This window comes from Bacillus sp. DE0042 (genome assembly GCF_007680225.1).
Classification (GTDB): domain Bacteria; phylum Bacillota; class Bacilli; order Bacillales; family Bacillaceae_G; genus Bacillus_A; species Bacillus_A wiedmannii.
Map to the genome: position 1 here is coordinate 76714 of NZ_VEJP01000006.1, position 23995 is coordinate 100708.

Genomic DNA, 23995 nt, shown 5'->3' on the forward strand with positions numbered 1-23995 from the left:
TACGTGAATATTGTTCAAAATGATTGCTGAGGTGATGATGGAATGCGAGGAAGAAATAATAAAAAGTCGCAAAAGGTAGTACATTTATTTCAAAAAAGATGGGTGTTTCCGGCACTATACATTGCATGTGCAGCGGTAATTTTAATGGTTGCGCTATGGTTCCAAGGAGCTAATCCGAAGAAGACTCCGAACCAAGATCAAGCAACACCGTATACACAATCGGAAGATCCAGCAGTACCAGTAACGAAATCTTCAGAAGTAGTGAAAATGCCAGCTGCCGCTAATGCGGAAGTAGTCGTGCAGAAGAAATTCTATGAAGATGCAGCAACTGAGGCGGAACAAGAAAAAGCACTTGTCTTTTATAACAACACATATTCCCCAAATAAAGGAATCGACATTGCTGCGAAGAATGGAAAAGAATTCGATGTAGCTGCTGCTTTAAGTGGTACAGTAACGAAAGCTGAAAAAGATTCACTTCTTGGTTATGTTGTAACAGTTGATAGCGGAAATGGTGTAGCAGTTTCTTATCAAAGCTTAGGCAGTGTGAAAGTAGAAAAAGGTGCACGAGTTGCACAAGGTGAAGTATTAGGAAAATCCGGTCTAAGTGCAATGAATAAAGAAGCAGGTTCTCACGTTCACTTTGAAGTACGTAAAGACAACGTGGCTGTGAACCCTGAGCGCTACTTAAATAAGTCAGTAGCAGAAATTAAAGCTGATGCAGGTGCTGCAAAGGCAACGAACGCTTCTGGTAAAAAAGCTGAAGACAAATCTCAAAAAGAAGAGAAGTCGACGAGCACGAAACCAGAAAATAAAACAGAAGACAAGTCTCAAAAAGAAGAGAAATCAACTAGCGGTTCGACTAGTGACAAAAAAGAAGAGCCGAAGAAAGAAGAAAAATCAACAAATGGTTCTACAGAATCATCTAACAGTTCTTCTTCACAAGAATAAGAAAGTGAAAAAATCAGTTCTCACTAGGAGAGCTGATTTTTTTACTTTTACCCCGCATTAACGGGCAGTAAGACCCCTACTTCAAAATTCAGTGAAAGCTAAGAAGTTAGGCCTGGGGTCAACTGCCCGTAAAAGCCCGATTGGTTCAACTAATAATCAGTGGGAAATGGCGCCCACTGATTAAAGTTTCACTTTATATAAAAATACTCAATTTCGAGAAAAAAGTTGCAATAACAAGGAAATATGACGAGATTCTCGAATATATATTACAAAAAGGAGGGGATACTGTGTCATTTTTATTTGTTCTGTCGACTGCTATTATTTTATTGTTTGTTTTATTCACTTTATATTATTATATTGCCGGTAAGAAAGAGGTTCCCCACCATCAATTGTTAGAAGAAGAATTGGAACGAGAAGAATGACACTCTAAGAAAGAGTGTCTTTTTCTTCTTGTACACCTATTGGAATTTTTAGAGCTAAGTCGTATAATACTAATTGTGATTTTTTCACATAAGAAAACGATATTTGAATGCAGTAGGACTCTAAAATACTGTGTTTTTTTGTTGTGGTTGAGGGGGAAGTTTTAAATTGGAAGCAAGAGAAAGCAAAAGTTCGAAAAAATTATTTATTTTAATAGCGGTTGTAGTGGCACTAATCGCTGGGATTGGATTTTTTATTTTTAATAAAATGAATGCTGCAGGTAAGCAGGAGAAAGTGCCTGTTCTGCAATATTATTATTTAACAAAAGATAATGATAAAAACCAAAATCCGTTATTAAAAGATAAGGCAACTGCGGTATCGGTAGGAATGTTTGAAAAACAAATGAAGTATTTAGCAGATAATCAGTATCATACTCTTACTTTGGAAGAATTTAATCAATTCATAAAAAATAAAAAGAAACTTCCTAAGAAAAGTGTCTTAATCACATTTGATAACAGTTCTAAATCAAATTATGTATATGCATATCCAATTTTAAAAAAATATAAAATGCATGCTGCTTCATTTGCAGTTACATCTAGAATAAGTAATAAGGAAGAAAAGTTTAATCCTAAAACCTTTCAAATGTTAAGTATGAATGAAATGGATAAAATGAAAGATGTATTTGAATTTGGAAGTCATACACATACTTTACATAAATTTAAGAATGGATCAGCGGCTATACTTGTTGAGGGAAATCAAGTAGTTAAAAATGATATATTAAAAAGTAAAGATGTTTTAAAATCAAATTATATGTCATATCCATTTGGAAAATACAATAAAGATACGCTCCAAATATTAAAAGATTTAAAAATGGAGTTGGCATTCACTAGTCTACAAGGATATGCGACACCAGAAAATAATCCCTTAGAAATAAAACGTTGGTTTATTTCAGCGGATACTAAAATGGATAACTTTGAGAAAATAGTCTCAGGTGAATATGAGGTTCCAAATAAGTAAAGTTCAAGCCTATTAGAATTATATTTAAATTCTAATAGGCTTTTTTGTTTAAAGAATGGATTTTTTCTTGAAATAAAATTTTTTGTACTTAGTCCTTAAAAATATTGAACATGTAGCATATATCAGTAGTGTGGGCAATACAATGGTATAAACCAAAGCAAAGAGAGTGTTTGAGGTGAGAAATCGTGAATCATTTCATTATAAATCCAAGAATATTTAACGCTTACAAACAGCACTCACACTTACTTCTTAGTGGTATGCAGCGAGGCTCATTTCACACTTCTCACATCCAATTTAGGGAGGCGAGTGGTGTGCACGATTACATCAAAGAGAGAACTATCAAGATTGGTAAGTATATCGTGGAGACAAGAAAGACAGTGCGTGTCATTGCAAAGGAATTTGGGGTATCAAAGAGTACAGTCCATAAAGATTTAACGGAACGTCTACCAGAAATTAATCCAGAGCTCGCAAATGAAGTGAAAGAAATTCTTGATTATCATAAGTCTATTCGTCATTTAAGAGGCGGAGAAGCAACAAAACAAAAGTATAGAAAAGAAGATGTAGAAAAGCCGGTACGTCAATAAATATGCAATCGCAAACATTCCGTTTCAATTCGGTAATATTTTTCAGAAGAATTCTTTTTGCGAATATTACGTTTCTGTTAAATTTATGATAAAATCAGAAATTAGGTGTAAAAGAATTCGGGTGTAACCTGATTTTGAATATCGAGGAGGAAATGACGGGAATGTTTGCGCGAGATATCGGAATTGACCTAGGTACGGCTAATGTATTAATTCATGTTAAAGGCAAGGGTATTGTATTAAATGAGCCATCTGTTGTGGCAATTGATCGTAACACAGGTAAAGTATTAGCAGTAGGTGAAGAAGCAAGAAGTATGGTGGGACGTACACCTGGTAATATTGTAGCAATTCGTCCACTTAAAGATGGTGTAATCGCAGATTTCGAAATTACAGAGGCAATGTTAAAGTATTTCATTAACAAATTGGACGTAAAGAGCTTCTTTTCAAAACCTCGCATTTTAATTTGTTGTCCAACAAATATCACATCAGTAGAACAAAAAGCAATTCGTGAGGCTGCTGAACGTTCAGGTGGTAAAACAGTATTTTTAGAAGAAGAACCAAAAGTAGCCGCAGTTGGTGCTGGTATGGAAATCTTCCAACCAAGCGGTAACATGGTTGTTGATATTGGTGGAGGTACAACAGATATCGCTGTATTATCTATGGGTGATATTGTTACCTCTTCCTCTATCAAAATGGCTGGCGATAAGTTTGATATGGAGATCTTAAACTACGTTAAACGTAAGTATAAGCTATTAATTGGAGAACGTACTTCAGAAAATATTAAAATTAAAGTTGGTACAGTATTCCCAGGTGCACGTAGCGAAGAGCTTGAAATTCGCGGACGTGACATGGTAACTGGTTTACCACGTACAATTACAGTATGCTCTGAAGAAATTACAGAAGCACTAAAAGAAGACGCAGCTGTCATTGTACAAGCTGCAAAAGGCGTACTAGAGCGCACACCACCAGAATTATCTGCGGACATCATCGATCGCGGTGTTATTCTAACAGGCGGTGGAGCTTTACTACATGGTATCGATATGCTTCTAGCAGAAGAACTAAAAGTACCAGTATTAATTGCTGAAAACCCAATGCACTGTGTTGCGGTTGGTACAGGTATTATGTTAGAGAATATTGATAAATTACCACGTCGTGCTTTGAGATAAAAAAATAAATTCAATTGTAAATAAAAAACCAGAAAGAAGCAATTCTTTTCTGGTTTTTTTATATAATAAGATATACTGGAAAAACACTTACAAACAAGCATTGTTAGCGCTTTCTTTATGTATATATTACATAAAATGCATATTAATTGTAATAGTTGGTCAATAAAAAGTATGTTATAATCGCTAGTGTGAATTTCGTGTGAACTTAATGTAAATAATTTGTAAATCTTATTGGTTTACATAGGGCTTTTGTTATTTGAATAATGATGCGGGGAAGGTCCTATTGGTTTTTTTATTCTTAGAAAAATTCGCAGGAGGACAATTAAATTATGAAAAAAGTAATTACATATGGAACATTTGACTTATTACACTGGGGACATATCAATCTGCTAAAGAGAGCAAAAGACTTGGGAGATTACCTTATCGTGGCTATATCTTCAGATGAATTTAATAAACTAAAGGGGAAAAAAGCTTATCATAGTTATGAAAATCGCAAAATGATTTTAGAAGCGGTTCGTTACGTAGATGAAGTAATACCTGAACATGAATGGGAACAAAAAGAAAAAGATGTTCAGGAGCATGACGTTGATTTATTTGTTATGGGCGATGATTGGGAAGGTGAATTTGATTTCCTAAAATCTCATTGCGAAGTTAAGTATTTACCACGTACAGCAGGTATTTCAACGACAAAGATTAAACAGGAATTATTATTAGTGGCTAGATAATTTTTATGATTAGAGAGATACAAATTGCTATATACCTTACAATATTTAGACTACTATTTAATCTTTTCAGAGTGTTTCCAATTCAAAAAAAAGCGACATTTATTATGTCATATGGGGAGAATGCACTCTCTATATACGAAGAAATGAGAGAGAAAAAAATTGATTTAGATGTCGTGTTCTTATATAAACCTACTTGTAAATATAAGTTAAAAGATTATCCTGAAGTGAAGTCTTATCAATTTGAAACACTAAGTATAGTGAATATGATTGAAGCTGTTTATCATTTGACAACATCTAAATATGTTATTATTGACAATTATTTTGGTTTTTTATCTGCTATTAAGTTTAAAGAGGGAACGGAATGCATTCAACTTTGGCATGCAGCAGGATCTATAAAGAAATTCGGTTTATTAGATCCAAATTTTAACAAAAGAAGTAAGCGTGCTCAAAAACGATTTAAAAGGGTTTATAATAACTTTCATAAAATTGTTGTGGGATCTGAATTATTAGCGGATATATATATGAGTGCGTTCTCAGTAGACCATCATCAAATGGTACGGACAGGTATACCGAGAACGGATTTGTTTTTTAATCGAATTCGGCAAGAAGAAATTAAAAAAAAGTTGTTTTTGGAAAATCCAAATTTGATAAATAAAAAAGTAATATTATACGCTCCAACTTTTAGGGATAACGAAATAAATTCTTTTAAATTACAATTGGAAATAGAAGAAATGTATAGAGAATTTCATGAAGAATACGTATTGTTTATTAGATTACATCCAGCAATAAAGGAAGAATTATACTATAAAATTGAGCATTCACAATTTATATATGATTATTCAATGTATCCAAATATTAATGATTTGTTCTTGGTAACTGATATTTTAATTACTGATTATTCTTCAATCCCATATGAGTTTTGTTTGTTAAAGAAGCCCATGGTTTTCTATCCTTATGATTTAGAGGAATATAAAAAACAAAGAGGAATTATAGGTGAATATGATTCTTTGGTCCCGGGACCAGTTGTATATTCTACAAAGGAGTTAGTTTCAATAATAAATAATAATGAGTTTGATTTATTAAAAGTAGAAGAATTCTCTTTGAAATGGAACCAATATTCAAAAGGGAATTCTAGTGAGAGTTTTATAAGAGAAATATTCAAAATATAATATAAATCTAATTTAGATATAAGAGGTGCGGAATGAATTTTTTAAGGTTTTTATGGCTACCTAAAGAACAAGGCCATTGTGTTTTACAAGAGATTAAGTATTCTCAACAAAAATTGAACATTGTATTGAGAATGGAGGGAATTACTAGAAATCTAGGGTTGGATAAATATTATTTCATTTTAGTTAATCGAAAATCGAAAGAAGAAATTAAAGTATGTGCCAATATACAAAATAATACAGATTTATTGGATGCTCAAGTTGAGCTGAATGATTATATTGAAAGTCTTGCAAAAGGAATATGGGATGCCTATCTTCAAATTGAAGTGGGTGGAAAAATAAACAAATTCCGTGTTAAGAACGACGTAACTGATGCTATTGAATTTTCTCCTTTTTATATTAAAGAATTAAATAAAATTTTTATAGGTTATTCCACAGTGAAGGGGAATTTATCATTTAAATCTCAAGAGAGTAGTGCATATCTCGATGTTGAGGTAATTAATTTGAAAGAAAATGGGGTTCTGGAACTAAGTGGGTATTTCTTGATGTTACCATGGAACACTAGGGAAGAAACTGAAATAACAAAAAAAATAGTTATGCGTTCAGAAAATAATACTTGGAAGATACCCGTTAATAATGTTAAAAGAACAGACGTAACAGCTTTTTACGGTCAATCAGGTGGAAGCTATGATTGGACGGGATTTAGTGTGCAATTAGACTTCAGAAAAAATACATACGGGTTAGAAAACAATAAATCTACTCAAATTTTTATCGAAATGGAGTATAAAGAAGAGGTTGTTTTATTGCCAGTAATTATTTCACCTAATATGGTGTTTAATAACTGTGCCATTATAAATACATTAGAAGGTATTAAAAAAGTATTATTTAGTACAGATCGAGAAAATAATCAAGGTTATATATTATTAACTAGAGAAGATTTACAAGCTGAAGTTAATTGTATTTACTCCGAAGATAATCAAATTACAATTGTAGGAGAAGTTATACAGCAACAAATGGTTGAGAAATTTTCTGAAGAACCAACGAGTTTAATTATAAAAAAACGTAACACGGAAGAAAAATATGAATTTGAGATTGAATTAGATGGATTTAATTATGCACACACGTTTAATTTAGAGGATCTTGTATCTAAAGGATTATTTGGCAAGGGAATATGGGATATATATTTAAAAGTTAATAAGCATTCTTATCGCTTAGTGACACGTCTAGATGGAGTTGCAAATAAGCAAAAGGTCATTAACATACCACAGCAGCTTTTATCAGATTTAGAGGGGCGAGCTATTGTCATAAAGCCCTACTATACTTTACACGATGAAGTTTCCATTTTAGTTCGTGAATATCTTAATGTGAAATCAATTCAGGAAGTGAAAATAGAGAAAGACGCATGGATTGTATCAGGAAAATTAAATATTCAGACTCCAAATAAAATAATCCCAGTTCAAACAAATGGAAGTATGACCATTAAAGGGAGTTATGGAAAAAGAAATAAGATTCCGGTTATATGGAATTTGGAGAAAAATGAAAAGACAAAGCAAGAGTTTAAATTTAGGGCCATTTTAGATTTGTCTACTATTCAACAGGGAGAAGAAAGAGATAAGTTATTAACGGATATAAATTTTGATTTAATTGAATGTGAATTTAAGCTTAATGGAGGCATAGCTTTATTTACTATGAACATAGATCCTTCGAAAATTATTTTAACGTTAGAAGATAGATTAAAACAAATCATAAGAATCCGCAAATTTATTAATAAATGGGACAAATCTTTATATCGAATTTTTAATAGGATCTTACCTATTAATCAAAAATATATTATTTTTCAAAGTTTTCATGGGAAAAGTTACTCATGTAATCCGCGAGCAATTTATGAACAAATGTTAATAGAAAAGCGTGATATGAAGGCTATATGGATAGTTAATAATATTATGCAGGAAATACCAGGTAAACCAATTGTGGTTAAACCAGGTTCGGTTAAATATTACTATTATATGGCGAAATCTAAGTATTTTGTTAATAATGGGAATTTCCCAGACTTTTATGAGAAAAGAAAAGGGACTGTTCATTTGCAAACCTGGCATGGAACACCTTTAAAGAAGCTTGGTTTTGATATTGATCCAAATTCACCTTCATATGCCGAGAATACTTCTCCAGCTTTGTTAAGGCGCAATGAGAGATGGGATTATTTAATAGGGCCTAATAATTATACATCAAAAATTTTAAAGAGAGCTTTTAATTTCGAAAAGATTATGTTAGATGTTGGTTATCCAAGAAATGATATTTTTTACAATAAAGACATTGATAAAAAATCCGATGAAATTAAAAAGAGATTAAATATTGACCCTAAAAAGAAAATTATTTTATACGCACCAACATGGCGAGATTATGATTTTCATAATGGTAATCAGCACAAGCCTTACGAATTTAAATTTGATCTTAATAAATTCAAGGAAAAATTTGGGGAAGAATACGTATTGTTATTAAGATTACATTATAGAGATGCTACTCGCATTCAAATTAATGGTTTGGAAGAGTTCGTTTATAATGTATCCAGTTATAACGATATCCAAGAATTATATCTGATTTCAGATATGTTAATTACTGACTATTCTTCAGTAATGTTTGATTTTGCAAATTTAAATAGACCAATTATTTTCTTTACTTATGATTTATTTAGATATGGTTCTCAAATTCGAGGCTTTTATGTTAATTTTCAAGAAGAAGCTCCAGGACCGATTATTTTAAATCAGGAGCGTCTATTTAAGACAATAGAAGATATCAGTAAGGTAGAAGCAAAATATGCGGAACGATATAAAAAGTTCCAAGATAAATTCTGTCATCTTGAAGATGGGCGCGCTTCTAAAAGAACTATAGAAGCTATGATCGGAAAATAATTTAGACAGGAGATAAGGTTGTGAAGATACGTTTTTTAGTATTTGATATTTATGGAATGGGTGGCACAGTACGTACTGTATTAAATGTAACAAATTATTTGGCACAAAATGGTTATGATGTTGAAATTATTAGTGTTTTTCGCCATCGCAAAATAGCATTTTTTGAAATAGACCCAAGAATTAAAGTTATCGTTTTACATGATGTTGCAAATCGAAATAAAAGTGATAAACAATTTCAAACGAGAATGGCGAATAGAATGTTAAAGATGAAAAGTAAGTTAATTCATCCAGATGATGAAGGATATCATTTCTTTTCATTGTTGACGGATATTAAAATGTATAATTATTTAAAAAGTATTGATTCGGGGATTTTAGTGACAACAAGACCAAGTTTTAATATATTTGCAAGTAAGTATGCAAATAAAGGCATATATCTTATCGGACAAGAACATTTAAATTTCTCAATCTATCCTAAAAGGTTAAAGAAATCTATATTAAAGCACTATATTAATTTAGATTGTTTAGCTACTTTAACAGATGAAGATACAGTTGATTATCAAAAACTTCTTCTAAATGGAAAAGTAGAGGTAAAGAAAATTACAAATTCAATTCCAAAGCTTAGAGGGGGGATATCTTCTCTAACATCTAAAACAATTGCTGCTGCTGGGCGATTAGTTCCGCAAAAAGGTTTTGATTTATTAATTGAGGCCTTCAAAATTGTAAATAAGCAATATCCTGATTGGAAACTTAAAATCTATGGAACTGGTAGAGAGCGAGCAAATTTAGAAGAATTAATCGAAAAAAATAAATTGTACAATCATGTCATTCTAATGGGGGCTACCCAGCATATAGATGTAGAACTTTCTAAAGCATCATTATATGCTTTGAGTTCAAGGTTTGAGGGATTTGGAATGGTAATTATAGAAGCAATGCAATGTGGAGTACCAGTAGTTAGTTTTGATTGTCCAAAAGGACCAAGTGAAATTATTGATCATGATAAGGATGGCTTTTTGGTAGAAGACGGAAATGTGGAGCTTCTTGCTAAGGCATTAATGGAGTTAATGAATGACCCTGTGAAGAGGGGCGAATTTGCTAAAAGGGCTATAAAGAATGTGAAAAGGTTTGAAATAGATGAGATAGGGAAAATATGGATGAGAACTATTGATGAAGCTACTCATCAAATTAATCATTAATAAAAGATTTGTTTTGTTATTAGTATAGGAGATGTTAGTGTGAATGTAGTTGTAACGAATATAAATTTTAATAATGGTTGTATATACATTGAAGGAAAAGCGGATTTTATTTTGGAGGAGGAAAGTTGCTTTTTCTCCATTAGAAGACGTGAAAGTGAGCATGGTATAGAGTATACGGAAAATCATTTTTTTTCAATAAAAGCTAGCGGGAAGACTTTTAGCTTTAAAAAAAATATCGACCTACTTTTTAAGGAAGCTTCCGTAGAAAATAATTTAATTTGGGACCTATTTTTAATTTGCAATGGGACATATATAAAACTAAAAACAGATAGTTCATCAGATTTTAAAGCTAAATCATATTATTTATTAGATAATAACCTTTTTAAAGCTAAACCGTATATTACGGGATATAAGGGTGTTTCAATCTATGTGATACGGAATGATATTAAGGCACTTATGCAAGATGCCGAATTTAATCAAGGGACTTTAAACGTAAGTTTCTATTTAGAGCAGTTACAGGAAGTAAATTTAGAAGAGAAAATCGTTAGTTTAATATTAAAAAAGAGAGAACAAGAATCCTTATTCGAATACTATGAAACTAAGATGCTAGAAACAAACGTAAATCAAGGTATTTTTAAATTTTCAATGAATATTGATCAAATGTTTAAAGATTATAAACTAAGTTCAAATATGATATGGGATGCATTCGTAAAAATTCAAGACTCTAATGGTGTAGAAATTGAGATGCCCTTACTTGATACCATAAGTAATAAGTCGAAATTTGGATATCATACGTTCAAACATAATGATTTGTTTAGAGTTAAGCCATATATTACTGGGTTAGATAATTTAGCGCTTTTTATTAGAGAAAAAGAATTTATTATTGAATCATCAGATTTTAAATTTGAAAATAATACGCTTTATGTTGAAGGAGAAATTTCTTCAAAAGAGTATAATGTACTAGATTTTGATGAAAATGGTACATATGTCGTATTTAAAAAGCGTTATACAGCTAATGGAGAGCCACTCTATTTTGATGAAATCGCAAAGGGTTTAAATATTCTTAATGGTAAATTTAAAATGGACGTAAATGTTTCAGAGCTTTTAAAAAAACAAAAAATCCGTCAGAAAGATGTTTGGGATATTTTTATTCGCCTAATGACTTTGGATGGTAGGATAATAGATGTAGAATTAAAGCCGGAAAAACGATTAGAAAAAAATCTTTATATGTACGAAGTGATGGCAGGAAATAACGAATGGAAATTCAAACCCTATATAAATGCTAAAAAGTCATTTTCTATTTATTTTTTAGATTCGGGGAAAGTGGTAGAAGAGTCATTGAAAATCGCTGTTCTTGGTTCTTGTTTTAGCCGTAACGCATTTAATTCAGGAGAATATTTTAATCCTGGGTATAAAAAAAATTACAATTGTAACTTAACACAATTTCACTCCTCTATTGTAAGTATCATGTCAAAACCTATTCATATTGATATGGAAAGATTAGAAGGTGTCACGGATAAAAACAAAGAATTTATTCGTTGTGATTTTGAGAAAGATTTTTTTGATAAACTAAAAGAGGCTAAACCAGATTACTTAATTGTTGATTTGTATGCAGATGCAGCTAGGGATTTAATTAGATTAAATGATGAGAGTTATATTAGTGCGAGCTTGGTTCTTAGGGAAAGTCCATATTTTAAAGAATTAGGCGCATATGAGCGTATTGGTCATAGCAATAATCAATTATATTTTGAAATATGGAAGGAACATATGGAGAAGTTTGCTCGAAAAGTTAAAGAGATATTACCTGAAGAGCGTATCATTTTGAATACGGGAGGGTTTACGTATAAATATATTGATAGAGATAACAAAGTGAAAAAATTCTCTTGCCCAGAAATAATAAAAAGAAATAATTATTTTTGGGATATACTTAACGGGTGGTTCGTAAATTGTATCCCAAATTGCAAGGTTCTTGATTTAAAGGATACTAATTATATAGGGCATTATAACCATCCATTTGGCAATACTTTTTCGCATTACCAACCAGGTTATTACAAGGAATTTATGAATAGGTTGAATAAATCTATTATGCAAGATTTACAAAACAAAATTCATAATTCATTGGAAAGAGATTAAGCCAAATATATCCCTCTAAGAGTTAATTTTTAGGGGGATATATTTTTATTGCGAATTTAGCCTTTTATATAAAATATAGTGAATAATTAGTAGAGGACGGGAAAAATGGAGGAAATCACAGTTATAGGAGCCGGAAGTTGGGGAACTGCTCTCTCTATGGTTCTTACAGATAACGGACATGAAGTACGGATTTTTGGGAATAATAAGAAACAGATTCAAGAGATTAATGAGAAACATACAAATGAAACTTACTTACCAGGAATTCAGTTATCCAAAGGAATAATAGGATATGAGTCTTTAGAAGAGGCGATGGATGGAGTCAATATAGTGTTACTAGTTGTACCAACAAAGGCGATTCGTGATGTTATGAGCAAATTGAAATCTATTGTAAAACAGCCAATAACAGTTATCCATGCAAGTAAGGGAATTGAGCCTGGATCATTTAAGCGAATTTCAGAAATGATTGAAGAAGAGATGCCAAAAGAGTTAGTTGAGAGCATCGTTGTTCTTTCTGGGCCAAGTCATGCAGAAGAAGTAAGTCTTCGTCATCCTACGACAGTAACTGCTGCTTCTTACCATTTACAAGCTGCAGAGGATACACAGCGATTATTTATGAATAATAATTTCCGAGTGTATACAAATCGAGATGTAATTGGTGTTGAATTAGGTGGAGCATTGAAAAATATTATTGCTCTGGGAGCAGGTATTTCAGATGGACTTGATTACGGAGATAACGCAAAGGCGGCTTTAATTTCACGTGGTTTAACAGAGATTACACGTTTGGGATGTGAAATGGGAGCGAATCCGCTTACTTTTGCAGGTTTAACAGGTGTTGGTGATTTGGTTGTAACTTGTACGAGTATTCATAGTCGAAATTGGAGAGCCGGCAATTTACTTGGAAAAGGTCATAATTTAGAAGAAGTTTTAGAAAATATGGGTATGGTTGTTGAAGGGGTACGTACAGCGGAGGCAGCATACCACTTAGCTAAAAAAGTTAATGTTGAAATGCCAATTACTAATGCTATATATAATGTTCTTTTTAATGGGAAGAGTGCAAAAGAGGAAGTAGATTTACTGATGGGGAGAAATGGTAAAGGTGAAGTTTTATAATAATATATTATAGATATGTGAGATAAATGAATTAGAAGGTGTGCAAAAGAGATGGGTTTTATAAGGAAAATAAAAAATCATCCAATAGTTAAAAAGATATGTAAAGCAATCTTTTTATTTTGTAGTTATTTACCGCCAAGAAAAAAAATGATTTTGTTTGAAAGTTATTCTGGAAAACAATATAGTTGTAATCCAAGGGCTATATATGAATATATGTTAAAAAATAATATGAATTTTGAAATGATATGGAGTGTAAATAAAGCATATCAGGAACAATTTAAAAAAGATGGAGTTCCATATGTAAAAAGATTCTCGATTCGTTGGTTTATTTTGTTGGCGCGTTCAAAGTATTGGGTTACAAACAGTAGGATGCCTTTATGGTTACCTAAACCAAAACATACGGTATATATCCAAACTTGGCATGGTACGCCATTAAAGAAACTAGCTGGTGATATGAAAGAAGTACATATGCCGGGTACAACAACAGAAAAATATAAGAATAATTTTCATTTGGAAGCGAAAAATTGGGATTATCTACTTTCGCCTAATAAATATTCTACGGACATCTTTAGAAGAGCATTCCAATTTGAAAAGGAAGTCGTAGAAGTTGGCTATCCACGTAATGATTTTTTATATCAGAGTAATAATTCTTCAGCGGTAGAGCACTTAAAACAAAAGAATAACTTACCGATAGATAAAAAAATTATTTTATATGCACCAACATGGAGAGATGATCAATTTTATAGTAAGGGACAATATAAATTGGATTTACAATTAGATTTGGATCTTTTACAAAGTAAATTAGGGTCGGATTATGTTATTTTATTACGTATGCATTATTTAATAGCAGAAAAATTTGATTTAGTTAAATATAAAGGATTTGTTTATGATTTTTCTAAGCATGTCGATATTAATGAACTATATGTAATATCTGATATGTTAATTACAGATTATTCTTCAGTCTTTTTTGATTATGCAAATTTAAAACGCCCAATTATTTTCTATACGTATGATATTGATTCTTACCGAGATAAATTAAGAGGATTTTACTTTAATTTAGAAGAAGAAGCTCCTGGTCCAATTGTAAAGAATACAAGAGAATTATTGGGAGAAATAGTAAAATGTGAATTGAATGGATTAGGAGAATTTGCAGGGAAATACGATAGTTTCTATAATAAGTATTGTTATTTAGAAGATGGTGGTGCTTCTAAACGAGCTGTAAGGAAAATATTTTTCGGAGAGGCATAGTAAAGATGAACTCAATGGTCATGATATTGAAAGAACAGATAAGCAGTTTATATTTAATTAAACGCTTATCTATTTATCAAGTGAAAAGTACAAACAATAATAATTATTTAGGACTCTTTTGGGAATTTTTGAATCCAATAATACAGATGAGTATTTATTGGTTTGTTTTTGGTTTAGGTATTAGAGGGGGACAAGGTGTTAATGGAGTCCCTTTCGTTTATTGGTTATCTGCAGGGTTAGCTGTATGGTTTTTTATAAATCCTGCAATGATGCAAGGTTCTAAATCGATTTATACAAGGCTAAACATGGTTTCAAAAATGAATTTCCCCATGAGTGTTATTCCAAGCTTTGTAATCATGTCTAATTTCTATTCACATGTAATCCTCGTAGGAGTTATAACAATTTTATTTTTAGTAACAGGACAAGGAATTTCTATTCACTACATTCAGCTCATTTATTATATGTTTGCGACGCTAATGCTAGTATTCTCATTGTCTTTAATCACATCTACTTTAGCGACAATAGTAAGGGATACTCAAATGATTGTGCAATCAATTATGAGAATGTTATTATATTTGACTCCTATATTATGGACTCCTGAAAGATTACCAACTATATTCCAAAAGATTATGAAATTAAATCCTTTTTGTTATATTGTTGATGGGTACCGAGCGTCTTTATTAGGGACAAATTGGTTCTTTCAAGATATAAATTATACATTGTATTTTTGGGGATTTGTTTTTATTACTTTTTTAATTGGCTCAACATTACATGTGAAATTTAGAAAGCATTTTGCAGATTATCTATAATGAGGGTTGTAAAAAAATGAATGAATCAGTCAGGTTTCATAATGTAACAAAAAAATACAAAATGCATAGTAAAAACTCTGAAAAATTAAAGGATATCGTGTATCCTGGAGGATTTGGTGAAGATTTTTATGCATTAAGAAATTTAGAGTTTGTAGCTCAAAAAGGTGATGTAATTGGTATTGTCGGGGTAAATGGATCAGGAAAGTCGACGATGTCAAATTTAATTGCTGGAATTACACCTCCTACAAGCGGAAAAATTGATATTAAAGGAAAAGTTGCACTTATTGCTATTGCAGCTGGGCTGAACAATCAACTTTCTGGTAGGGAGAATATTGAATTAAAATGCTTGATGATGGGATTAAGTAAAGAAAAAATTGAGAAGTTGACACCGGAAATTATTGAATTTGCCGATATTGGAAAATTTATTGATATGCCAGTCAAGAAGTACTCGAGTGGAATGAAATCTCGTTTAGGTTTTGCTATTTCAGTAAGTATTAATCCAGACGTCCTTGTAATTGATGAAGCACTTTCAGTAGGTGATCAAACATTTGCCGATAAATGTTTGACACGTATGAATGAGTTTAAAGAACAAGGGAAAACTATCTTTTTTGTAAGTCACTCTTTGGGACAAGTGAAAAAGTTCTGTACAAAGGCTTTATGGTTAGAATATGGAGAAATTAAAGATTATGGTCCAATTCAAGAAATTATGCCGAAATATGAGAACTTCTTAAAAGAGTACAAGGCTATGAGCAAAGGAGAGCAGCAGAAGTTTAAAAAGGAATCAATGGAGAAACAGGCAGGTAAAACCTTAATAAAAAATGAAGCTGCAAAAAGTGAGAATGAAGCTCAAGCTGTAGATTATGTATCATTATTAAGAAAACAAAGCTCACATCATATAAAAAAGAAAAAGGGTCGAAAGTTCTTAAGCGTTTTTATATTATTAATGATGCTTGGTGGGATAACTTACTGGCAAAAGGATAATATTTTACATTCTCTACAGGCGAAAGAACAGAAAAAAGAACCAATAGATAAGGTGGAGGTTCCTAAAAAAGAGGAGAACCCGCTCGCAACTTTAGACGTCCGTTATGTAAATTCTGCAAAAGGTCGTGTTAGAAGTAAGCCGAATTTAGATGGACAGGTAGTAGGTACGATATTATTTGGAACTCCGTTTGTTGTAAAAGAGCAACAAAAAGAGATAGAATCAGATATTAATTGGTTAAAACTCACATTAGAAAACGGGGAAGAGGGATGGATTAGTGAATCCATAGTTAAATCAATACCGTATAATCAAGCGATATCTTATAACAAATTTTTAGGGGAATTAAAACAAATAGAGGGAATTACTCCAAATTTAGAAGAGTACCTTGCTTTTTTAGGAAAGACTAAAGAAGAAATAATCAATACATTAGGTAATTCACAAAATGAGAAACAATTAGCAGCTGGAACATTAGTTCAATATAAAGATATTGATATAGTATATAACAATCAATCGATTGCTCAGAAAATAAATATTAAAAATATGAAAATATCAAAAGAAAGTTTATTTGAAAAATTAGGTGAAGCACAATTAAAAGCTGAGGACAATTCACTGTTTATTTACCGATCAAATAAATTTGATTTTAACTTTTCTTTAATGGGTTCTACAATTAATTCAATATCAATCTTGGATATTTCAAAGTATTAAATTTTATTACTATAATTAAATGTGTAATATTTATTAGATATTTTTAGGAGGATTATCATTGAAAACAGTAAAAAAAGCCATTATCCCAGCAGCTGGATTAGGAACTCGTTTCCTACCAGCAACTAAAGCAATGCCAAAGGAAATGTTACCAATTGTTGATAAACCAACAATTCAATACATTGTAGAAGAAGCGATTCAATCTGGAATTGAAGATATTATTATTGTAACTGGAAAAGGAAAGCGTGCTATCGAAGATCACTTTGATCATTCTTTTGAGTTGGAACAGAACTTACTAGAAAAGGGTAAGCATGAAATCCTTAAGAAGGTGCAAGAGTCTTCTAAAATTAATATCCACTATATTCGTCAAAAAGAACCGAAAGGTTTAGGTCATGCTGTATGGTGTGCTCGTAAGTTTATTGGTAATGAGCCATTCGCTGTTTTACTTGGTGATGATATTGTACAAGCTGAAACACCATGCTTACGTCAATTAATGGATCAATATGAGGCAACACAATCATCGGTAATTGGTGTTCAAACTGTTCCAGAGACGGAAACGCATCGCTATGGTATTATTGATCCACTAGCACAAAAAGGTCGTAGTTATCAAGTTAGTCAGTTTGTAGAAAAACCAGATCAAGGAACAGCACCATCTAACTTAGCAATTATGGGGCGCTATGTATTAACACCTGAGATTTTCACGTTCTTAGAGAATCAACAAACAGGAGCAGGCGGCGAGATTCAGTTGACGGATGCTATTCAGCGCTTAAATGAGATACAAAGAGTATTTGCCTATGATTTCGAAGGAAAGCGATACGACGTTGGAGAGAAGCTTGGATTCATTCAAACAACAATTGAAATGGCATTACAGCATGATGGGTTAAAGAATGAATTATTAAGCTATATGGAGAAGTTATTACAAAAAGAAATGGTTAATAATTAACTTTCAAAAAAACCATCTCGGAAATTTATTGTAAAATAAATTTCTGAGATGGTTTTTTATAACTGTTCCATTAATTTATCTGCCACTTTTTTAGAAAGTTGCTTTGTCATTTTAGGGACAAATGGTTTTATGGCGCCGTTAAAAACAAAGGCTCCTTTACCAGTTGTTCGCAATTCTAACTGACTTGTTACCTGTGTAGTAGAAGGAGAGATTGCTTCAGCATGAAAAAAGCCGCTACCAATTAATTTTTTTGTTGGAGAAGTCATCGTAAAGCTAATTTTATTAGGCATTTGCCATTCAATAATTTCAACATTTAGACTAACGTCTCGTTTAATAAATCCTAAATCACCGTGCAAACGCCAAGTCGAATGTTTGTCATCAATAACCTTATGTTTAACATAACCTGTGACTAGTGGAGCCCAATTGTTTATATCACTAATAAATTTCCAAATTAGATCTGGTGAAGTATTTAACTCTATAGTATGTATACCTTTTGCCATTTTTTGATCCCTTTCTAAAAATAAAGGTATTTGAATAATTGGGTTAAAATCCCATGTTCATTTTATTATAATATAAGTATGTAAATTCTATTACAAGCGTTTTTTGCTTTTATTTTAATAATTTTTTATTAAAATTCATATTTCTAAATATCACATTTAAGAGAATGTAAGGAAAATAGAGAAATAATGAGTAATATTAGGGAATTAATACGAAAAAGGTCGAAAATTGGGTTTTAATTTCTTATTTTTGTCATATATAATGAATCTTGAATACGACATTAAGGCTTAATATATTTGATATAATATGCCTTTCCCTAACTTGGGTATACACTCTTTTCAACCTCCGTGTCAGTAATAATACATATTGAAAAGAGTGTATACATTTTTTTATTTCGAAGAGAAATCTTGAAATTCTTTTTTATAATGACAAATAAGATTTAAAATGGGATAATGATAGTATAACTTCTGGTGGTATGACCAATCTTGTTTAAGGAGAGAAGTGTATGCTAGATATTCAACAAATTAAAGAAATAATTCCTCATCGCTATCCATTTCTACTAGTGGATAAAGTTTTAGAAGTAGAAGAAGGAAAGCGTGCTATTGGGATAAAGAATGTTACAGCTAATGAAGAATTTTTTAATGGGCATTTTCCAGATTATCCTGTAATGCCAGGTGTTTTAATTGTAGAGGCTTTAGCACAAGTTGGCGCTGTTGCTATGTTGAAGAAAGAAGAGAATCGTGGTCGCTTAGCATTCTTTGCAGGCATCGATAATTGCCGTTTTAAACGACAAGTCCGTCCAGGTGACCAACTGCGTTTAGAAGTTGAAATGACACGTGTACGTGGAGCGATTGGAAAAGGAAAAGCAATTGCTACTGTAGATGGTGAAATTGCTTGTGAGACAGAAATCACGTTTGCGCTTGGTGACAAAAAAGAATAAATATATTAAGATATGTGATAGACAAATAACAATACATAATTGTTGTTTGTCTATTTTTTATGATTTGTATAATAGGATTCATATGTATTGTAAGTTAGGCTTAAGAAAGAAGGTTACAATAATGAAAAAGAAAATTTTATTTTGGGTACTCGGTATTCTTGGGGTACTAATAATAGGCGGGGGAGTTTATGCTTATAATGTATATTCTTCTGTATCTAATACATTAAAAGAAGTTCATCAACCTTTAAAACGCGATCAAAACAACAGTAACGTTGGAGAAAAAGTTAGTAAGAGTGAACCAGTGTCAATTTTATTACTAGGGGCAGACGAGCGCGGTAATGATAAAGGGCGTTCAGATTCTTTAATGGTAATTACATTAAATCCTAAAAATAATTCTATGAAAACAGTAAGTATTCCTCGTGATACTTATACAGAAATTGTTGGAAAAGGTAAAAGCGATAAAATCAATCATGCTTATGCATTCGGCGGAGTAGATATGTCTGTAGCGACCGTAGAAAACTTCTTGAATGTTCCTATTAATTATTATATTGAAGTGAACATGGAAGGCTTTAAAGATATCGTTGATGCAGTCGGTGGGGTAGATGTAAATAATGATTTAGAGTTCTCTCTAGAAGGGAAGCACTTCCAAAAAGGGAATATTCATTTAACAGGTGACCAAGCTCTAGCATACACACGTATGCGTAAAGAAGACCCACGTGGTGACTTTGGACGTCAGATGCGCCAACGTCAAGTGATGCAAGGTGTTATCAAAAAAGGTGCAAGCTTCTCTTCTTTAACAGGTTATGGAGATGTATTAGCAGCAATTCAAAAGAATGTGAAGACAAACTTAACGCAAGATCAAATGTTTGATATGCAAAAGAACTATAAAGATTGCTTGAAAAATAGTGAGGATATCCAAATCCCGGGTGACGGTCACAAGGCTGCTAATGGTATTTGGTACTACTATGTTCCAGATGCAGCAAAACAAGATTTATCGAATAAATTAAGAGCGCATCTTGAAGTGACTAAGTAATAAGCAATGGCCCAACTCCTTTAGACAGATTTCGGTTTCCCAAGTGCTAAAGGGCATGAAGTTTGGGCACAATATGTAACGGATTATTTCGTTGCTAAGTAATAAAGGTACACAAAAGGTATACGAGCAATCGTATACCTTTTATAATAAGTAAGTGAATAAGAAATCCTAATATATGTAGGAGGAAGACAATGAACTCAATTCTAATCTGCGGCGGAGCTGGTTATATCGGTTCTCACGCTGTGAAAAAATTAGTAGACGAAGGTTTATCTGTTGTAGTAGTAGATAACTTACAAACTGGTCATGAGGATGCAATTACGGAAGGTGCGAAGTTTTATAATGGCGACCTTCGTGATAAAGCATTTTTAAGAGATGTTTTTACACAAGAAAATATTGAGGCGGTTATGCATTTCGCAGCTGATTCTTTAGTTGGAGTTAGTATGGAGAAGCCTCTTCAATATTATAATAACAATGTGTATGGTGCACTTTGCTTATTAGAGGTAATGGATGAGTTTAAGGTAGATAAGTTTATTTTCTCTTCTACTGCGGCGACGTATGGTGAGGTAGATGTAGACCTTATTACTGAGGAAACGATGACAAATCCAACGAATACGTATGGAGAGACGAAGTTAGCAATCGAGAAGATGCTTCATTGGTATAGCCAAGCTTCTAATTTACGTTATAAGATTTTCAGATACTTTAACGTGGCTGGTGCAACTCCAAATGGTATTATTGGGGAAGATCACCGTCCAGAGACGCATTTAATTCCTCTTGTGCTGCAAGTGGCGTTAGGTCAACGTGAGAAGATTATGATGTTTGGTGAGGATTATAATACACCAGATGGTACTTGTATCCGTGATTATATTCATGTTGAAGATTTAGTGGCAGCTCACTTCTTAGGGCTTAAAGACCTACAGAACGGCGGAGAGAGTGATTTCTATAACTTAGGAAATGGTAATGGTTTCAGTGTAAAAGAAATCGTTGATGCAGTTCGTGAAGTTACAAATCATGAAATTCCAGCTGAAGTAGCGCCACGTCGTGCGGGAGATCCAGCACGTTTAGTTGCTTCTTCTCAGAAAGCGAAAGAGAAATTAGGATGGGATCCTAAGTATGTAAATGTGAAAACAATCATTGAGCATGCTTGGAATTGGCATCAGAAGCAACCTAATGGGTATGTTAAATAAAATAAAAAAAGAGAGGGTATTGTCGTTCAACATATGTTCGACAATACCCTCTCTTTTTTTATAGGATTTTTGCTATACTAAACTGTACTATAATACGGGATGGAAGGAGGAGAATAATGAAAATACTTGTAGTTGATGATGAATCGAGTATTCGTAATTTGATTCGGATGCAGTTGGAGATGGAAGGGTATGAAGTGCTCACGGCGGCTGATGGAAGAGAAGCTTTAGAGAAATGGAATGATGGGCCGGATGTATTGATTTTGGATGTTATGCTTCCAGATACAGATGGGTATGAGTTGCTTCGCTTGTTCCGTGAGAAGAATAGGGATATTCCAGTGCTCATGTTAACTGCAAAGAGTCAGATGAATGATAAATTGCTTGGGTTGCAGCTTGGTGCGGATGATTATGTGACGAAGCCATTTAATTATGCAGAGCTTATTCTTCGGGTTAAGAATATGACGCGGCGCGTGAAGAAGGCAGAGGTAACGGTAAGTCATGAAGTAATCGGGGCGGGAGAGATAACGATTTGTCCTAAGGAAAGAAAGGTGCATGTTAGTGGACAAGAAATTCAGTTAACGTACCGAGAGTTTAATTTATGTCAGTTGTTTGTTTCAAATCCGCAGCGTGTATTTATGAGAGATGAGTTACTTGAGAAAGTATGGGGATTTGAGTATATCGGAAATACGAGAGCGGTTGATATTATGGTGCAAAGACTGCGGAAGAAGTTAGGGAAGAGCGGAGAATATATTAAGACAATTTATGGCGTTGGCTATAAACTAGATTGTTAAGTGGTGATGGTATGTCTTTAAAAAGAAATATGGTGTTTGGAATAGTTGGATTGTTAATCCCGATTTTTGTTCTTTTGTACGCAGTTGTTTATATTACGTTAGAAAAGAATATGTATCATAATGCGGCAAATTCTTTGGAAAAGTTAAGTGTAGAAGCACAAATTTATACGATGAATTATTTAGAGAAGGAAGCAGAAGTGGAGACGCTCGGTCCTAATTCACTTTTAATTGCTTCGTATTTAGCGAAGCGCATGGATGTACGTGTACAGATGATCGGGAAGAATGGAGATGTTGTCGCGGATACGCAAAAGGGAGCACTTCTTCACCGGAATATTGATATTGAGAGCTCTTTGAAGGGGAAGAAATCGTATGTTTTTGAAGAGGGAGATCCAGCTCCAATTCTTTTGTTTTCAAGCCCAGTTTATTATGGAAACGATGTCATCGGAAGTGTTCGTTTTATAAATGAATTAACGGGTGAGAAGGAAGTTTTAACAAATGTTGGCTGGACGTTCTTAATGACGTCTCTTTGTCTCGTAGCTGCAGGTATTTTCTTTGCAATTCGTTTGGCAAAGTCACTTCATAAGCCGATTGATCAGTTAAGACAAATGGCAAAGCGGCTTGCGAATGGTGATTATAAAAGTAAGATTGAGCTAAATGAATATGTGGAAATTGCTCAGCTTTCAGCATCTTTTAATGCGATGGCTGATGGAATTGAGCTGCATATTAAGCAATTGAAAGAGGAGAAAGAGAAACAGAAAGATTTCTTAGACCGCATTACGCATGAGCTAAAAACACCGTTAACGGCGATTATTGGCTATGTGGATTTAATTCCGAAGTTAAAGGCGAAGGAAGATGTAAAAGAGAGCCTGCGATATGTGGCTGTAGAGAGTGAGCGTTTATTATCACTTGTAGAGGAATTGCTTAAGTCTTCAAAGTACGGGAAGAGTACGTTTGAAGTGTCACCTACAGTTGTGAATGTAAAGGAATTAGCCGAAGAAGCAGTTTCAATTGTGAAACCTCGTCTGCAGAAATTTGAGATTGAAGTGATAAATGAGTTAACAGATGTACATGTTGTTGCGGATTTCGATAAGACGAAACAGATTTTCTTAAACGTGCTGGATAATGCGATAAAATATAGCGATGCTACGCAAATTCGTATGAATGTAATTGTAAATGAACGTGAGGCAAAGGTTTTTGTTCATGATGATGGCATTGGTATAGATGAAGGTGTGCTTGCAGAGTGGAATGAAGCACCAGAAGGGAAGGTACTTCCTTCTAGTTACGGGAATGGTTACGGTTTGTATATTTGTCAGGAGATTATGAATAAGCAGGGCGGAAGTATGCGAATTGAGAGTAGTGAAGAGATTGGTACTACGATATTTATTACATTTTTGCTTCCGAGACGGATGGAAGACATAAAAAACTTGAAAGCGGTTAAATGATACATTTATGAAACAATTATGCGGTATTTTCGAAACAACGTTTTTTTATCTTGGAGGTAGG

General features: G+C 32.9%; 21 protein-coding genes. 20 read left to right on the forward strand and 1 reads right to left on the reverse strand.

What is annotated here, in order from left to right:
* Positions 1-42 precede the first annotated feature (42 nt).
* From spoIIQ to galU, 15 genes are all read left to right on the forward strand, one after another.
* Positions 43-948 carry a stage II sporulation protein SpoIIQ gene (spoIIQ, locus tag FS802_RS21060; RefSeq protein ID WP_001214932.1) on the forward strand — a complete coding sequence of 302 codons (906 nt, stop codon included), beginning with the start codon at positions 43-45 and terminating at the stop codon, positions 946-948.
* 287 nt (positions 949-1235) lie between these two features.
* Positions 1236-1370 carry a hypothetical protein gene (locus FS802_RS21065; RefSeq protein ID WP_000008903.1) on the forward strand — a complete coding sequence of 45 codons (135 nt, stop codon included), beginning with the start codon at positions 1236-1238 and terminating at the stop codon, positions 1368-1370.
* Between the two features lie 166 nt (positions 1371-1536).
* Positions 1537-2385, forward strand: coding sequence for a polysaccharide deacetylase family protein (locus FS802_RS21070; RefSeq protein WP_098720359.1), 849 nt, complete (start codon positions 1537-1539; stop codon positions 2383-2385).
* Between the two features lie 311 nt (positions 2386-2696).
* Positions 2697-2969 carry a sporulation transcriptional regulator SpoIIID gene (spoIIID, locus tag FS802_RS21075; protein WP_000544012.1) on the forward strand — a complete coding sequence of 91 codons (273 nt, stop codon included), beginning with the start codon at positions 2697-2699 and terminating at the stop codon, positions 2967-2969.
* Between the two features lie 161 nt (positions 2970-3130).
* Complete coding sequence (mreB, locus tag FS802_RS21080) at positions 3131-4132, forward strand: rod shape-determining protein (RefSeq protein WP_016085501.1); 1002 nt, start codon at positions 3131-3133, stop codon at positions 4130-4132.
* 329 nt (positions 4133-4461) lie between these two features.
* Entirely contained in the window at positions 4462-4857 is a 396-nt protein-coding gene (gene tagD / locus FS802_RS21085) for a glycerol-3-phosphate cytidylyltransferase (RefSeq protein WP_064460119.1), read from the forward strand.
* A 5-nt stretch (positions 4858-4862) separates the two neighbouring features.
* Positions 4863-6026: a CDP-glycerol glycerophosphotransferase family protein gene (locus tag FS802_RS21090; RefSeq protein WP_098720360.1), complete on the forward strand. Its 1164-nt coding sequence runs from the start codon at positions 4863-4865 to the stop codon at positions 6024-6026.
* A gap of 32 nt (positions 6027-6058) precedes the next feature.
* Positions 6059-8932 carry a CDP-glycerol glycerophosphotransferase family protein gene (locus FS802_RS21095; protein ID WP_098653671.1) on the forward strand — a complete coding sequence of 958 codons (2874 nt, stop codon included), beginning with the start codon at positions 6059-6061 and terminating at the stop codon, positions 8930-8932.
* A gap of 20 nt (positions 8933-8952) precedes the next feature.
* Entirely contained in the window at positions 8953-10125 is a 1173-nt protein-coding gene (locus FS802_RS21100) for a glycosyltransferase family 4 protein (RefSeq protein WP_098653672.1), read from the forward strand.
* Between the two features lie 39 nt (positions 10126-10164).
* Complete coding sequence (locus FS802_RS21105; protein WP_144525439.1) at positions 10165-12258, forward strand: DUF6270 domain-containing protein; 2094 nt, start codon at positions 10165-10167, stop codon at positions 12256-12258.
* Positions 12259-12363: 105 nt separating this feature from the next.
* Positions 12364-13368, forward strand: a complete 1005-nt coding sequence (locus FS802_RS21110; RefSeq protein WP_098653674.1) for an NAD(P)H-dependent glycerol-3-phosphate dehydrogenase — start codon at positions 12364-12366, stop codon at positions 13366-13368.
* A 51-nt stretch (positions 13369-13419) separates the two neighbouring features.
* Positions 13420-14616, forward strand: coding sequence for a CDP-glycerol glycerophosphotransferase family protein (locus tag FS802_RS21115; protein ID WP_098653675.1), 1197 nt, complete (start codon positions 13420-13422; stop codon positions 14614-14616).
* Positions 14617-14621: 5 nt separating this feature from the next.
* Positions 14622-15425, forward strand: coding sequence for an ABC transporter permease (locus tag FS802_RS21120; protein WP_098653676.1), 804 nt, complete (start codon positions 14622-14624; stop codon positions 15423-15425).
* Between the two features lie 16 nt (positions 15426-15441).
* On the forward strand, positions 15442-17109 hold the full coding sequence (gene tagH, locus FS802_RS21125) for a teichoic acids export ABC transporter ATP-binding subunit TagH (protein WP_098653677.1): 1668 nt from the start codon (positions 15442-15444) through the stop codon (positions 17107-17109).
* Between the two features lie 58 nt (positions 17110-17167).
* Positions 17168-18049 (forward strand): UTP--glucose-1-phosphate uridylyltransferase GalU, encoded by an 882-nt coding sequence (galU, locus tag FS802_RS21130; protein WP_064460111.1) that lies wholly within the window; start codon positions 17168-17170, stop codon positions 18047-18049.
* Positions 18050-18105: 56 nt separating this feature from the next.
* Here galU and FS802_RS21135 read toward each other — a convergent pair whose 3' ends face one another.
* On the reverse strand, positions 18106-18549 hold the full coding sequence (locus FS802_RS21135; protein WP_098653678.1) for an SRPBCC family protein: 444 nt from the start codon (positions 18547-18549) through the stop codon (positions 18106-18108).
* A gap of 503 nt (positions 18550-19052) precedes the next feature.
* Between FS802_RS21135 and fabZ the strand changes: the two genes are divergently transcribed.
* The 5 genes from fabZ (at position 19053) to FS802_RS21160 (ending at position 23934) form a co-directional block, all read left to right on the forward strand.
* Positions 19053-19487 (forward strand): 3-hydroxyacyl-ACP dehydratase FabZ, encoded by a 435-nt coding sequence (gene fabZ, locus FS802_RS21140; protein ID WP_000884318.1) that lies wholly within the window; start codon positions 19053-19055, stop codon positions 19485-19487.
* A gap of 121 nt (positions 19488-19608) precedes the next feature.
* The gene (gene tagU / locus FS802_RS21145) at positions 19609-20520 is read left to right on the forward strand and encodes a polyisoprenyl-teichoic acid--peptidoglycan teichoic acid transferase TagU (RefSeq protein ID WP_098653679.1); all 912 of its coding nucleotides are present in this window, start codon (positions 19609-19611) and stop codon (positions 20518-20520) included.
* Between the two features lie 191 nt (positions 20521-20711).
* Positions 20712-21704, forward strand: a complete 993-nt coding sequence (gene galE / locus FS802_RS21150; protein ID WP_144525441.1) for a UDP-glucose 4-epimerase GalE — start codon at positions 20712-20714, stop codon at positions 21702-21704.
* Between the two features lie 116 nt (positions 21705-21820).
* Entirely contained in the window at positions 21821-22492 is a 672-nt protein-coding gene (locus tag FS802_RS21155) for a response regulator transcription factor (RefSeq protein ID WP_098653681.1), read from the forward strand.
* A gap of 11 nt (positions 22493-22503) precedes the next feature.
* Complete coding sequence (locus FS802_RS21160) at positions 22504-23934, forward strand: HAMP domain-containing sensor histidine kinase (protein WP_098067748.1); 1431 nt, start codon at positions 22504-22506, stop codon at positions 23932-23934.
* Positions 23935-23995 lie beyond the last annotated feature (61 nt).

Coding starts and splice junctions, on each gene's coding strand:
- spoIIQ (WP_001214932.1), top strand. CDS start 43: ATGCGAGGAAGAAATAATAAAAAGTCGCAAAAGGTAGTACATTTATTT.
- mreB (WP_016085501.1), top strand. CDS start 3,131: ATGTTTGCGCGAGATATCGGAATTGACCTAGGTACGGCTAATGTATTA.
- tagD (WP_064460119.1), top strand. CDS start 4,462: ATGAAAAAAGTAATTACATATGGAACATTTGACTTATTACACTGGGGA.
- FS802_RS21090 (WP_098720360.1), top strand. CDS start 4,863: ATGATTAGAGAGATACAAATTGCTATATACCTTACAATATTTAGACTA.
- FS802_RS21095 (WP_098653671.1), top strand. CDS start 6,059: ATGAATTTTTTAAGGTTTTTATGGCTACCTAAAGAACAAGGCCATTGT.
- FS802_RS21110 (WP_098653674.1), top strand. CDS start 12,364: ATGGAGGAAATCACAGTTATAGGAGCCGGAAGTTGGGGAACTGCTCTC.
- FS802_RS21115 (WP_098653675.1), top strand. CDS start 13,420: ATGGGTTTTATAAGGAAAATAAAAAATCATCCAATAGTTAAAAAGATA.
- FS802_RS21120 (WP_098653676.1), top strand. CDS start 14,622: ATGAACTCAATGGTCATGATATTGAAAGAACAGATAAGCAGTTTATAT.
- tagH (WP_098653677.1), top strand. CDS start 15,442: ATGAATGAATCAGTCAGGTTTCATAATGTAACAAAAAAATACAAAATG.
- FS802_RS21135 (WP_098653678.1), bottom strand. CDS start 18,549: ATGGCAAAAGGTATACATACTATAGAGTTAAATACTTCACCAGATCTA.
- fabZ (WP_000884318.1), top strand. CDS start 19,053: ATGCTAGATATTCAACAAATTAAAGAAATAATTCCTCATCGCTATCCA.
- tagU (WP_098653679.1), top strand. CDS start 19,609: ATGAAAAAGAAAATTTTATTTTGGGTACTCGGTATTCTTGGGGTACTA.
- galE (WP_144525441.1), top strand. CDS start 20,712: ATGAACTCAATTCTAATCTGCGGCGGAGCTGGTTATATCGGTTCTCAC.
- FS802_RS21155 (WP_098653681.1), top strand. CDS start 21,821: ATGAAAATACTTGTAGTTGATGATGAATCGAGTATTCGTAATTTGATT.
- FS802_RS21160 (WP_098067748.1), top strand. CDS start 22,504: ATGTCTTTAAAAAGAAATATGGTGTTTGGAATAGTTGGATTGTTAATC.